This window comes from Muriicola soli (assembly GCF_004139715.1).
Taxonomy (GTDB): domain Bacteria; phylum Bacteroidota; class Bacteroidia; order Flavobacteriales; family Flavobacteriaceae; genus Muriicola; species Muriicola soli.
Window position 1 is genome coordinate 1,679,222 of the sequence record NZ_CP035544.1, and the last position, 13,862, is coordinate 1,693,083.

General features: G+C 45.4%; 8 protein-coding genes, 2 tRNA genes and 2 rRNA genes. 2 read left to right on the forward strand and 10 right to left on the reverse strand.

The annotated features are described in order from the left end of the window. Window positions 1-15: 15 nt before the first annotated feature. The 5 genes from EQY75_RS07610 to EQY75_RS07630 all read right to left on the reverse strand — a co-directional run bounded on the left by EQY75_RS07610 (window position 16) and on the right by EQY75_RS07630 (window position 6,116). Window positions 16-2,855: ribosomal RNA gene (locus EQY75_RS07610) — 23S ribosomal RNA — on the reverse strand. 233 nt (window positions 2,856-3,088) lie between these two features. Beyond that, window positions 3,089-3,162: transfer RNA gene (locus EQY75_RS07615), tRNA-Ala, on the reverse strand. A 163-nt stretch (window positions 3,163-3,325) separates the two neighbouring features. Beyond that, a tRNA-Ile gene (locus EQY75_RS07620) sits at window positions 3,326-3,399 on the reverse strand. A 123-nt stretch (window positions 3,400-3,522) separates the two neighbouring features. Then, window positions 3,523-5,048 (reverse strand): 16S ribosomal RNA (locus EQY75_RS07625). The 16S and 23S rRNA genes sit together here with 2 tRNA genes alongside, the layout of an rRNA operon. A 381-nt stretch (window positions 5,049-5,429) precedes the next feature. Next, window positions 5,430-6,116, reverse strand: a complete 687-nt coding sequence (locus EQY75_RS07630; protein ID WP_129604517.1) for a DUF4294 domain-containing protein — start codon at window positions 6,114-6,116, stop codon at window positions 5,430-5,432. 107 nt (window positions 6,117-6,223) lie between these two features. On the opposite strand from EQY75_RS07630, the gene EQY75_RS07635 reads away from it, so the two are divergent. Continuing rightward, entirely contained in the window at window positions 6,224-7,312 is a 1,089-nt protein-coding gene (locus EQY75_RS07635) for a M42 family metallopeptidase (protein ID WP_129604520.1), read from the forward strand. A 52-nt stretch (window positions 7,313-7,364) separates the two neighbouring features. Next, window positions 7,365-7,913, forward strand: coding sequence for an NUDIX hydrolase (locus EQY75_RS07640; protein ID WP_129604523.1), 549 nt, complete (start codon window positions 7,365-7,367; stop codon window positions 7,911-7,913). Here the strand turns inward: EQY75_RS07640 and hisS are convergent. From hisS to rpsR, 5 genes are all read right to left on the reverse strand, one after another. After that, complete coding sequence (gene hisS / locus EQY75_RS07645) at window positions 7,908-9,284, reverse strand: histidine--tRNA ligase (RefSeq protein WP_129604525.1); 1,377 nt, start codon at window positions 9,282-9,284, stop codon at window positions 7,908-7,910. The genes EQY75_RS07640 and hisS overlap by 6 nt on opposite strands. Before the next feature lie 28 nt (window positions 9,285-9,312). Further along, on the reverse strand, window positions 9,313-9,783 hold the full coding sequence (locus EQY75_RS07650) for a DUF6495 family protein (protein WP_129604528.1): 471 nt from the start codon (window positions 9,781-9,783) through the stop codon (window positions 9,313-9,315). Between the two features lie 47 nt (window positions 9,784-9,830). Next, the gene (locus EQY75_RS07655) at window positions 9,831-13,007 is read right to left on the reverse strand and encodes a TonB-dependent receptor (RefSeq protein WP_129604531.1); all 3,177 of its coding nucleotides are present in this window, start codon (window positions 13,005-13,007) and stop codon (window positions 9,831-9,833) included. Between the two features lie 91 nt (window positions 13,008-13,098). Beyond that, window positions 13,099-13,551 carry a 50S ribosomal protein L9 gene (rplI, locus tag EQY75_RS07660; protein WP_129604534.1) on the reverse strand — a complete coding sequence of 151 codons (453 nt, stop codon included), beginning with the start codon at window positions 13,549-13,551 and terminating at the stop codon, window positions 13,099-13,101. Window positions 13,552-13,564: 13 nt separating this feature from the next. Next, window positions 13,565-13,861, reverse strand: a complete 297-nt coding sequence (rpsR, locus tag EQY75_RS07665; RefSeq protein ID WP_129604536.1) for a 30S ribosomal protein S18 — start codon at window positions 13,859-13,861, stop codon at window positions 13,565-13,567. Window position 13,862: the final 1 nt, after the last annotated feature.

The following is a 13,862-nucleotide window of genomic DNA, read 5'->3' on the forward strand; positions in this document are numbered from 1 at the left end:
TACAAGGCACTTAGCGGCGCAAGCCTAACGGACTATTAGTACCACTCGGCTACGTACTTTACAGCACTTACACCTGTGGCCTATCAACGTGGTCATCTCCCACGGCCCTTTAAAGAAATCTCATCTTGTGGCGGGTTTCGCGCTTATATGCTTTCAGCGCTTATCCCATCCCGACGTAGCTACCCGGCAATGCCCCTGGCGGGACAACCGGTACACCAGCGGTCAGTCCGACTCGGTCCTCTCGTACTAGAGTCAGCACCACTCAAATTTCTAACGCCCGCAGTAGATAGAGACCGAACTGTCTCACGACGTTCTGAACCCAGCTCGCGTGCCACTTTAATGGGCGAACAGCCCAACCCTTGGGACCTTCTCCAGCCCCAGGATGTGACGAGCCGACATCGAGGTGCCAAACCCCCCGTCGATATGAGCTCTTGGGGGAGATCAGCCTGTTATCCCCGGCGTACCTTTTATCCTTTGAGCGATGGCCCTTCCATGCGGAACCACCGGATCACTATGCTCTACTTTCGTACCTGTTCGACCTGTATGTCTCACAGTCAAGCGCCCTTGTGCCATTGCACTCTACGCACGGTTACCAAGCGTGCTGAGGGCACCTTTAGAAGCCTCCGTTACTCTTTTGGAGGCGACCACCCCAGTCAAACTACCCACCACGCACTGTTCCCCTTATTCAAGGGGTTAGGCCCCGAACAAACAAAGGCTGGTATTTCAACAACGACTCCACCACGCCTAGCGACGCAGCTTCAAAGTCTCCCAGCTATCCTACACATGGTTTGCCCAAGGTCAATACGAAGCTATAGTAAAGGTGCACGGGGTCTTTTCGTCCCACTGCGGGTAATCGGCATCTTCACCGATACTACAATTTCACCGAGCTCATGGCTGAGACAGTGTCCAGATCGTTGCACCATTCGTGCAGGTCGGAACTTACCCGACAAGGAATTTCGCTACCTTAGGACCGTTATAGTTACGGCCGCCGTTTACCGGGGCTTCAATTCAATGCTTCTCTTTGCAGATAACATCTCCTCTTAACCTTCCGGCACCGGGCAGGTGTCAGGCCCTATACGTCATCTCTCGATTTTGCAGAGCCCTGTGTTTTTGATAAACAGTCGCCTGGACCTCTTCACTGCGGCCCCGATTGCTCGGGGCGACCTTTCTCCCGAAGTTACAGGTCTATTTTGCCTAGTTCCTTAGCCATGAATCTCTCGAGCGCCTTAGAATACTCATCCCGACCACCTGTGTCGGTTTACGGTACGGGCCGCAATACTCGCTTTTCTTGGAGGAAGCTATGCTGGATTATCGGCGCAGCCGTAGCCTTGCCGTACTATCTCACCCTTACAGGTGATTCAACGTACAATTCCGTCTGTACGCACCAACGCCACTCCCCCGTCACTTTTGTCGTATTGCGGGTACGGGATTATTAACCCGTTGTCCATCCACTACCCCCTTCGGGTTCGTGTTAGGTCCCGACTGACCCCCGGCTGATTAGCATAGCCGGGGAAACCTTGGTCTTTCGGCGTGCGGGTTTCTCGCCCGCATTATCGTTACTTATGCCTACATTTTCGTTTGTAGCTCCTCCAGCATCCCTTACAGAACACCTTCAATGGCACTACAATGCTCCCCTACCCCTTACACCCGATGGTGTAAAGCCATAGCTTCGGTGGTGTGCTTATGCCCGATTATTATCCATGCGGAACCGCTCGACCAGTGAGCTGTTACGCACTCTTTAAATGAATGGCTGCTTCCAAGCCAACATCCTGGCTGTCTATGCAGTTCCACCGCGTTTTGTCAACTTAGCACACACTTGGGGACCTTAGCTGATGGTCCGGGTTCTTTCCCTTTCGGACATGGACCTTAGCACCCATGCCCTCACTGCTGATTAACATTTTATAGCATTCGGAGTTTGTCAGGAATTGGTAGGCGGTGAAGCCCCCGCATCCAATCAGTAGCTCTACCTCTATAAAACTATAAATCAACGCTGCACCTAAATGCATTTCGGGGAGTACGAGCTATTTCCGAGTTTGATTGGCCTTTCACCCCTACCCACAGGTCATCCCAAGACTTTTCAACGTCAACGGGTTCGGTCCTCCACTATGTGTTACCACAGCTTCAACCTGCCCATGGGTAGATCACACGGTTTCGCGTCTGCCACTACTAACTAAAGCGCCCTATTCAGACTCGCTTTCGCTCCGGCTCCGGACCTGAAGTCCTTAACCTCGCTAGCAACGGCAACTCGTAGGCTCATTATGCAAAAGGCACGCCGTCACCCCCAAAGGGGCTCCGACCGCTTGTAAGCGTATGGTTTCAGGTTCTATTTCACTCCCCTGTTCGGGGTTCTTTTCACCTTTCCCTCACGGTACTGGTTCACTATCGGTCTCTCAGGAGTATTTAGCCTTAGCGGATGGTCCCGCCAAATTCATACAGGGTTTCACGTGCCCCGCACTACTCAGGATACCACTACTGATAACGCACTTTACCCGTACGGGACTCTCACCCTCTACGGTCCGACTTTCCAGACGGTTCCAGTTCTATTACGCATCAGATCACGTGGTCCTACAACCCCGATATTGCCGAAACAACATCGGTTTGGGCTAATCCGCGTTCGCTCGCCGCTACTTACGGAATCACTTTTGTTTTCTCCTCCTCCGGCTACTTAGATGTTTCAGTTCACCGGGTTTGCTTCCCTTGCGGGATACCATGTCTTCAACATGGTGGGTTGCCCCATTCGGATACCTGCGGATCATATCGTATGTGCCGATCCCCGCAGCTTTTCGCAGCTTATCGCGTCCTTCTTCGCCTCTGAGAGCCTAGGCATTCCCCATACGCCCTTATTTAGCTTGTCGCCTTTGCCTCGTATTCTAATCTCTTGGGTATATCTTCATACCCTTCTCTATTATTTAAATTCGTGTCTTTACAAAGTTTGCATTCCCTTACCTATACACCATAAAATGACCCATAAGTAAAAAAATACAAACCCTATCCCAATATGTCAATGAACGTTTCGCTTACCCTTAAAAAACCCGCAATACATCAATGTAATGCCGGTGGTAAGCTGATCCTATAATCAGATCTCTTGTGGAGAATATCGGAGTCGAACCGATGACCTCCTGCGTGCAAGGCAGGCGCTCTAGCCAGCTGAGCTAATTCCCCATTTTCTACGAAATGGAAATTCCAAATTCCAAATCCCAAATTCCAATGAGGTCTATTTAAGCTTCAGCCTCTAAAATTTCCTAATTCAATATAATTCTCAATGAACGTGTGCGTTAGACCACTAAGGGCCTACTCTCTTTTGCACCTGATCTACTTTGCCAAGTAGTCTCAGGCAGACTCGAACTGCCGACCTCTACATTATCAGTGTAGCGCTCTAACCAGCTGAGCTATGAGACTGCATTTATTTTATAAAATAATGGTAGACAACTAAAATCATTACCCTTAAAGAAACTACAGAACCGCCTTAATGGCAGTTTGTTATATCACTTTGCTTCACCTTCGTGTAGCATCTTTCTCTAGAAAGGAGGTGTTCCAGCCGCACCTTCCGGTACGGCTACCTTGTTACGACTTAGCCCTAGTTACCGATTTTGCCCTAGGCCGCTCCTTACGGTGACGGACTTCAGGCACTCCCGGCTTCCATGGCTTGACGGGCGGTGTGTACAAGGCCCGGGAACGTATTCACCGGATCATGGCTGATATCCGATTACTAGCGATTCCAGCTTCACGGGGTCGAGTTGCAGACCCCGATCCGAACTGTGACCGGTTTTATAGATTCGCTCTCCGTTGCCGGATGGCTGCTCTCTGTACCGGCCATTGTAGCACGTGTGTAGCCCAGGACGTAAGGGCCGTGATGATTTGACGTCATCCCCACCTTCCTCGCGGTTTGCACCGGCAGTCTCGCCAGAGTCCCCAGCATTATCTGTTGGCAACTGACGACAGGGGTTGCGCTCGTTATAGGACTTAACCTGACACCTCACGGCACGAGCTGACGACAACCATGCAGCACCTTGCAAAATGTCCGAAGAAAAGTCTATCTCTAAACCTGTCATTCTGCATTTAAGCCCTGGTAAGGTTCCTCGCGTATCATCGAATTAAACCACATGCTCCACCGCTTGTGCGGGCCCCCGTCAATTCCTTTGAGTTTCATTCTTGCGAACGTACTCCCCAGGTGGGATACTTATCACTTTCGCTTGGCCGCCGAGACTAAAAGTCCCGACAGCTAGTATCCATCGTTTACGGCGTGGACTACCAGGGTATCTAATCCTGTTCGCTCCCCACGCTTTCGTCCATCAGCGTCAGTCGATAGTTAGTGACCTGCCTTCGCGATCGGTGTTCTATGTAATATCTATGCATTTCACCGCTACACTACATATTCCGGCCACTCCACTATGACTCAAGACAACCAGTATCAAGGGCAGTGCTACGGTTGAGCCGTACCATTTCACCCCTGACTTAATTGCCCGCCTGCGGACCCTTTAAACCCAATGATTCCGGATAACGCTCGGACCCTCCGTATTACCGCGGCTGCTGGCACGGAGTTAGCCGGTCCTTATTCTTACGGTACCGTCATCGGGGCACACGTGCCCCTTATTCTTCCCGTATAAAAGCAGTTTACAACCCATAGGGCTGTCTTCCTGCACGCGGCATGGCTGGATCAGGCGTGAGCCCATTGTCCAATATTCCTCACTGCTGCCTCCCGTAGGAGTCTGGTCCGTGTCTCAGTACCAGTGTGGGGGATCCCCCTCTCAGGGCCCCTACCTATCATAGCTATGGTGAGCCGTTACCTCACCATCTGGCTAATAGGACGCATAGCCATCCCGTACCGCCGAAGCTTTAAATTAAAATCGATGCCAATTCTAATTACTACGGGGTATTAATCCGGATTTCTCCGGGCTATCCCCTGTACAGGGTAGGTTCTATACGCGTTGCGCACCCGTGCGCCACTCGTCAGCGGAAAAGCAAGCTTTTCCCTGTTACCGTTCGACTTGCATGTGTTAGGCCTGCCGCTAGCGTTCATCCTGAGCCAGGATCAAACTCTTCATCGTTATAACATTAATTACTATCAATGCTACTACAAATCCACAAAGTTCACCCGCCTCAAAACGGTTCTCATGTTTCCTTAAATTTAATGATCTATTCATCTGATAATAACTCCAAAATAAATCCGAAGATCCACCCCGTCATTACTACCAGATTCGCTGTCTACCAATATATCAATGAACTTATCTATTCTCTACTATAATCACCCAACAATCTCTCGTTAAGCGGGTGCAAATATAGAGCCATTTTTTTAATTAAAAATTATTTTACAAAAATTTTTAAGAAAATAATTCCGCTCTGGAAATAAGGCCCTCAATACTAGGTTTTTGCAGTCCTTCCTAATAAAAAAGGCTTCTAAAGATAACAGAAGTAGATGTATTCCGCAACTATTTTTTCTGTTTTTCTTCCTGACTCCATTTGTTCGTAAGAGAAGCGTAGTCGTAGTCCAAAACCGACTCCTGTCTTTCAAGGGTTTTTGTGGCAAAGGCTCTTTGTAAAATATCCTCTATAAGATAGTCCTCGTGTACGGTTTCTGGACTGAACTCCTCCTTAATACTTATCTTAAAAATCTTAGCAGTCGTATTGTACCAAAAAGCCCTCCATCCATTGCGAAGTTCTCTGACCAAATCAAAAGCTGTCTTCCCTGTTTGTCTGTAGATTAATTTAACGAGTATCTGCCCCTCCGTTCTAGTTAACTTCTTTAATTCTTCAGAAAATTCCTCTTCAATATACTTCTGTACCTTCCTCGTATACTTCTTCCTCTTCCGGTTTTTTGTTATCCGTTCCAAACTGTCGTTTAAACTCACCAGGCGCTCAGATGCCATCTTAGCATACGGGTAAACCTTTAAGGTTTTTCTTTTTAAAATGTAATACCGGAGTTTGTCCTCGTAAGATTCAAATTCCAACTTCCCAAAAATAAATACTTCATCCAAAGCGATGGACGCCTGAAAAAGTGAGTCCCCCTCTATAATGATAAGTTTCTCCTGTAAGGAATCCAAGGGCTTTTCTTCCACCTGTGCTTGCAGGGAAGTCAGGCTAACCAAAATCAAACCGATATATAAGCGATTCCACATAAAATACACCACTCAATTATTACACTTCAAAATTAATCATAAACAACATTCCAGGTTATTAATTAAACGTGAATATTGCTAAGTTTGTATCCAAATCAAAAACTTAGATGAGCGACTCAAAAATACTTACCAAAAAATCCATTGACTTCTTCGAAAAATACCTGAATAACGCTTCTCCAACAGGATACGAATGGGAAGGGCAAAAACTCTGGATGAACTACATAAAGCCTTATGTAGATACTTTTATTACCGACACTTACGGCACGGCGGTTGGAGTCATCAATCCCGAAGCTCCTTTTAAAGTAGTCATCGAAGGTCATTCCGATGAAATATCATGGTACGTCAATTATATCACCGACGAGGGACTGATCTACGTGATCCGAAACGGCGGTAGTGATCATCAGATCGCTCCCTCCAAGTGGGTCAATATTCATACCAAGAATGGTATTGTCAAAGGAATCTTTGGTTGGCCAGCCATCCATACCCGTGACAAAAGCAACGAGAAACCGCCAAAATTAGATAATATCTTTATCGACATAGGAGCTAAAGATAAAGAAGAAGTTCTGAAACTCGGTGTACACGTCGGTTGCGTAATCACCTACCCTGACCAGTTTCACATCTTGAACAAAGATCGTTTTGTCTGCAGGGCGATTGACAACAGGGCCGGGGGATTTATGATTGCTGAAGTTGCCCGACTATTACACGAGAATAAGGTGAAATTGCCTTTTGGACTTTATGTTACGAATTCAGTACAGGAAGAGATCGGCCTGAGGGGTGCCGAAATGATTACTCAGACCATTAAGCCCAATGCAGCCATCGTTACAGATGTTTGCCATGATACCACCACCCCGATGATCGACAAAAAAACTCAGGGACATACCGAATTAGGAGCAGGGCCAGTGATATCCTATGCCCCTGCAGTACAGAATAAACTCAGGGAACGTATCATAGAGACGGCAGAAACCCATAAAATTCCGTTTCAGAGAATGGCTGCATCAAGATCGACAGGAACCGATACGGATGCCTTCGCCTATAGTAATGGAGGGGTAGCCTCTGCTTTGATTTCTCTACCTTTGAGATATATGCATACTACTGTTGAAACCGTTCACAGGGATGACGTGGAAAATGTGATCCGACTTATATATGAAACCCTATTAACGATAAAGCCAGGGGAGACTTTCAGCTATTTCGATTAAGGATTAATTGGGAATAGCCTTTCTTCAAGGCATTGCGCAAGAATCTTAACCAATGGATGAGTGGGTAGACATACTGGATGCGGAAGGCCGTTATACCGGAGAGAAGATCCTAAAATCTGAAGCACATCAAAATGGTCTTTTCCATCCCACAGTGCACATTTGGTTCTTCACCTCGGAAAGGGAGATTTTATTGCAGCAACGGGCAGGAAATAAAAAAACCTTTCCTCTTTACTGGGACGCTTCCGTTGCCGGACATATTGCTGCCGGCGAAGTCGTTTTAAAAGGAGCTGTACGGGAGGTAGAAGAAGAGATCGGACTTAAAATAAAGGCGAATGCCTTGCAACCGGTTGGTGTCTTTAAATCTATTCAGCAACACCATTCCGGCCTGTTGGACTGTGAATTCCACCATACCTTTATCTGTCTTCTGACAGAACCTGTTCATGCCCTTCAAAAACAAAAGGAAGAAGTTGAAGCGCTAAAACTTATGCCACTCTCAATTTGGGAAAAAGACCTATTCTCGAACTCACCATCCCTCTCTTATGTACCACATCAAGAGGCGTATTACAGAGAAGTCATAAATGCCATAAGAAAACGGTCATAACAATCCTATGAATTGCTGCAGATCATTCCAGGCATAAGTATGCTGTGATCCTTTAGCCATATCTTTCACGACCATAGATTGTTGTTCCAATTCATCTTTCCCCAACAATACTACAAAAGGGATATTTCTGTTGTTGGCGTATTTCAGTTGTTTCTGAAGTTTAGTGTCTGTGGGATATAAATCAGCTTTTATCCCATGCTCCCTTAATTTTCTGAGTAATGGAAGAGCAGCTAAAGCCTCTTGTTGCCCGAAATTGACAAACAATACTTGTAGTGATTGGTCTATGGCAGGTGGGAAAAGATCAAGTTCCTCCATGACCAGGTAAATTCGATCCAGGCCAAAAGAAATCCCCACCCCGCTGAGATCTTTCAATCCAAAAATTCCCGTAAGGTCATCGTATCTTCCTCCTCCGCCAATTGAACCCATTTTGACTTCTTCAGGACCAGCAACCTCAAATATTGATCCGGTATAATAATTTAAACCCCTGGCCAGTGATACGTCTACTTCCAGAGTTGTGTTTGACAGCCCTAATTTGCCAACAGCATCAACAATAAACTGAAGATCCGCTATGCCTTCCTTACCTGTTTTCGAACTCTCTAAAAATTCAGAAAGTAACTTAAAGGTCTGACCCTCACTTTCGGCCATAGAAAACAAGGGCATTGCTTTTTTAATAGCAGAATCACTAATGCCGTTGGAAGCCATTTCAGAAATCACTCCTTCCTCCCCTATTTTATCGAGCTTATCTAAAGCCACTGTAAAAGGGATCAGTTTATCTGCAGCTCCAATTACTTCCGCGATCCCACTCAAAATCTTACGGTGATTGAGTTTTATTTTGATTTTTGACAAGCCCAAATCGCTGAAGACAGCGTCATAGAGTTGAATGAATTCGATCTCCTGTAGCAGAGAACCCGCCCCTACTACATCCGCGTCGCATTGGTAAAATTCCCGGAACCTCCCTTTCTGAGGCCGGTCTGCCCTCCAGACAGGCTGTATCTGGTAGCGTTTAAAAGGGAAGTCGATCTCGTTCTGGTGCATCACTACATACCGGGCAAATGGCACGGTGAGGTCATAGCGAAGTGCTTTCTCCGAAATTTGAGCAGTCAGACGATCTATGTCCTTAGCTTCATACGCTTTCTCATCAACCTTGCGCAGATAGTCTCCGGAATTGAGAATTTTAAAGATAAGTCGGTCCCCTTCGTCCCCGTATTTACCCATGAGCGTATCCAGGTTTTCGAAAGATGGGGTTTCTATGGGTTGAAAGCCAAAAACTTCGAAATGATTTCGAATTGTTTTAAAGATATAATTCCTTTTGGCTACTTCTGTTGGGTTAAAATCGCGTGTGCCTTTAGGAATCGAAGGTTTTTGTGCCATGTTCTAGTGTAGTTGGTCAAATATCGCCTTATTCTATGATTTTATCAAACCATTGGTACAGTTCGCCTTTGGTAATTACTGCACCTTGTTTGATAAGATCAAACTTATCTGCATTGGGGTCGTCAGAATAGGCTTTGGAAGCTACCAGATAATCTACGAAATCGGATTGCCAGTTCTTTTTAAACCATCCAAAACCTTCGGGAGTCGTCAGGTCCACTTTTGGGTTCCTAACCTTTACTGAAATCAATTTCATTTCCTTGCTGTTCAAATAAAAAAGGTGCATCTGCTGGGCGGAAATATTTTCGAGGTAATTGACCTTTTGCAATACCCCTTCCCAGACCAGGTCACTAAACACATCTAATTCTTCCTCGGCTGCCTGAGGCCTGTTTGTTTTTATCATTTCCCACTCTGTAGCCGTAATTGATTGAGTAGCGAGGAAATTGATAAATTCCGGATGCAATTCTTCCAATTGCTGTTTTGTCAGTCTCGTATATTTCATAAAAAAAGCCGCCTTTTTAGGGCGGCTCAAAAATACGGTTTTATTCGTTAGTTGAAAATGTATCGAACTCCCAATTGTGCCCTCCACCTGGAGATCTGGCTCGTAAGAGCGGCAAAAGTTTCTGTCCGATTTGTATCAAAGGTATAGGTGGGATTATTACCCGAATCAACACTAACTCCCAACAATTGATCAAAGTTAGGAACTTGTACCACCCCCCAATTAGAATTCAGGAGATTTCCAAAATTTAGAATGTCCAGACTTAGCTGAAATTTATTTTTGTCAGTGATTTTTATATCCTGTAGGATCTTGATATCCCAGCTACTTCTCCATGGAGCAAGGGCGCCATATCGTTCAGCGTATTGTCCTCGCCTGTCGCTCAGGTAATCGTCTTGCTGTATAAATGCTTCAAAGGCTTCAGCCTGACCCGGTCCGCTAAAAGTCATCGATGCCAGTTCTGAACTTGTTGGAATGTATACCAAATCGTTAATGCTGGAGCCATCATTGTTGATGTCCCCTCCATAAATATAGTTGTACCTGCCGCTTTTGGAATATTCAAAAAAGGTAGAAATGGTTGTGCCGGTATTAAATTGTTTGGATAATACGCCGATGACACGATGATTATCACCATAGCGAGAAAAAGAAAGAACATCGTTATTGGCATTTCCTACGATGGCATTTCCTGCAAAGGCATCCCCGGTAATTTCCGCATCAACGGAATTCACTTCTTTCGCATTTAAAAAGCTGTACGCCAACATGGTGTAAAATCCATTACTCCAATTCTTTTGTCCTTTGATCGATGCATTCCAGATCCGGCCTTTATCAGAATTCGTAAAGACATAGGCATTAGTAGGGCCACCAAAAATCTGTGATTTATCATCATTGGTATACACAGCCCGATTATCTGGTCCGTTCAGGTTGGCAGACGGACTGCCCAATCCCCAATTCTGTACATGGGCTGCATTGACATCCTTGGTATAGGAAACATCCGCCGTCAAAATAAGTCCGTTGTCAAATTTCTTGTCTACCCCTACATTGGTCCTCCATACCTGTGGCCATTGGAAATCCGGATCCACAAGCTGATAGAAGAAAAAGTCGACCCCCTGCACTTGATTCCCTAACCATACAAAGGGAAACCGACCTGTGAACAAGCCGGATCCTCCCCTGATTTGCAGTGAATTATCATTTTTTACATCCCAGTTAAAACCAACTCTGGGCGAGACGAGAAAGTTGTTATTAGGCAAAGTCTCTGAGTCGAGAAAAACAGCTTCCCCGGTTTCGGGATCTGTATATTGGATCGATGGAATATAAGTCCCTGATGCCCCTCCCTTCCTTTCAATATTTTCTGCAATTTTCGCTGCGGTATCGAAATAAAGGGGTTTATCAAAGCGTATTCCATAGGTCAGCTTAAAGTTTTCCGTGGCGTCCCATTCGTCCTGCACATAGAAGGACAACTGACCCACATTGGTTTCGGCAAGTGACCAACCGCCGGGATTTCCGGTACCATTGGCATTGAATGCCCTATCAGCTGCGATAGCATCGTTAAATGCTGATTGCAATGCTCCGGAACTTGCAAAATTAGGAAAATCTGTAATGGTAGTCGTTGGGAAAAAGACTCCCTGAGCACCATACGCTCCAAGATTAAAGGAATTATCAAACTGAAATTTCTCAAAAGAGAAACCTATGGTATAGGTATGGTCTCCTTTAAAGATATTTAGGTTGTTTGTGATCTGAAAGACTTTTTGATCCAATCGGTTATTGATTGAAAAAGGTTCATGGCCCGCAATAATATAATTAGAACTTCCCGTATCATCAAGAATTACGATACTGGGTGCCGGAGTAGAAAACGGATTCCTGAAGTCATCAAAATGGGTATATCCTATTTGCAGCTTATTCGTCGCCTCGTCTGAAAGGGTCGAATTTAATTCCAACTGCAGTGATTTTATTTTATTGTTGATCTCATACCCGGCATTCTCAAACTGAAGAGTTTGGGTATTAGGACCCCTGAAGGTGATTGCATCCCTGTTGGCAGGTTTGCCCTTGGAAGCATCGAGGAAATTATAGATGATCGCTAGGCGATTGTTGTCATTAATGTTCCAGTCGAGCTTTATAATTCCTTTTGTCGATTCCTGATCGAAATTAAAGTCCTGGAAGCTTCCGGGATTGTAAAATATATCATTACCCTGTGCATCCTGACCTATCACCACCTGGCGAAGAAGATTGTCTACCAATTGGAAATCGGAAAGGCTCACTCGACTTTCATTGATATCTCCGGTCCCGGTATTAGGCACAAAACCGTCGGTGCCCAGTTCCGTCAGTTCATCACGCTCGAAGTTCACAAAGAAAAAGAGTTTGTTCTTTACAATAGGCCCTCCAAGACTAAAACCATACTGAGTCTGTTCTAATCCGGTTTTAAAAACATCATCACCATTGATCTTTCCTCCGGTAAGGTCATCGTTTCTAAAAAAGCCGTAGGCAGTACCATAAAATTCGTTGGTACCACTTTTGGTCACGGCATTGACAGAAGCCCCGGTAAAGCCTGATTGCGTAACATCGTATGGTGCTGTGGTCACCTGAATCTGATCAATGGCATCAAGTGAAATCGGTTGTGCATTTGTCTGTCCTCCAGGAGTGGCAGCATCCAGCCCGAAGGGATTATTAAAGATGGCACCATCGAGAGAAAAATTGTTGTACTGGTCATTCCGGCCTCCGAAAGATAATCCGGAAGCTCCTGAAGATGCCTGTGGGTCGAGCCTTATGAAGTCGCTCGCAGATCGCGAAATGGTAGGTAATCTGGTAAGTTCCCTCCTGCCAACACTGGTCTCTGCCCCGGTGCGGTCACTACCGAATGTCCCGGTCTGGTCATAGGTGACTACTACTTCATCCAATGCCTGGCTTTCAGAGATCAGATTAAATTCGAGGATTGTAGTCTTACCCAGGGTGAGGAAAACATCACTTTGAATTTGCGATTTGTACCCTACATAGGAAACCGTAATTTCATAGGGGCCACCAATCCTGAGATTAGGAAGATTATAGCGTCCATCCTGGTTGCTGATTGCCCCGTATTTTGTGCCGGTAGGCGTATGGACGGCAACAACATTAGCCCCGAAAAGAGGCTGGTTGTCTCCTTCAAAAACAGTTCCCCTGATAGCTGATGTGGTGACCTGAGCCCGCGAAGTGGTGGTGATGGCAATTAAAAAAATGCCAGCTAGAAGTAATTTTTTCATAATTAAGAGTTAGTTATAGAAGGATACAAGATAAACAAAAAAAGAGCTATGATACCATAGCTCTTTTAAAAATACATCCTCAAATTTTGCCTTACTTCTGCTCGGCAACTACCTCAAAGTTAAAGTCGACCATCACCTCGCGATGCAGACGAATTTGAGCCTCATAAGGCCCGGCCCTTTTGATAGCGCCACCTTTGATCATTATGAATTTCTTATCAATCTCATGCCCTTCTTTGGCTAATTCATCAGCCAGATCAGCATTGGTTACAGAGCCAAACAATTTGTCTCCTGCACCAACCTTGGCCGAAATTTTCACCTCGAGCAATTTGATGGCCTCTGCAGTTTTGTTAGCTGCATCAACGGCCTTTTTCTCTTTATGTGCTTTTTGTCTTAGGTTTTCTGCCAGTACCTTTTTGGCCGAAGGAGTTGCCATTGCAGCTAATCCTTTCGGAATTAGGTAATTTCTGCCGTAACCATTCTTGACATTTACAACGTCATCTTTGAATCCCAGATTCTGTACGTCTTCTTTTAAAATAAGTTCCATGATCTCTGTCTTTTTATTTTAATAAATCACCAACGTACGGCATAAGCGCTAAGTGCCTTGCCCTTTTTACTGCCTGAGCCACCTTTCTCTGATATTTCAGAGAAGTTCCTGTTAGCCTCCTTGGAAGTAACTTACCTTGCTCATTTACCAGTTTCATAAGGAAATCAGGATCCTTATAATCTATATACTTGATTCCCGACTTTTTAAATCGGCAGTATTTCTTCTGTTTATTGGTCTCGATGTTAAGAGGCGTTAGATATCTGATCTCGCCATCTTTTTTACCTTTTGCCTGTTGCTGTAGTGTTGCCATA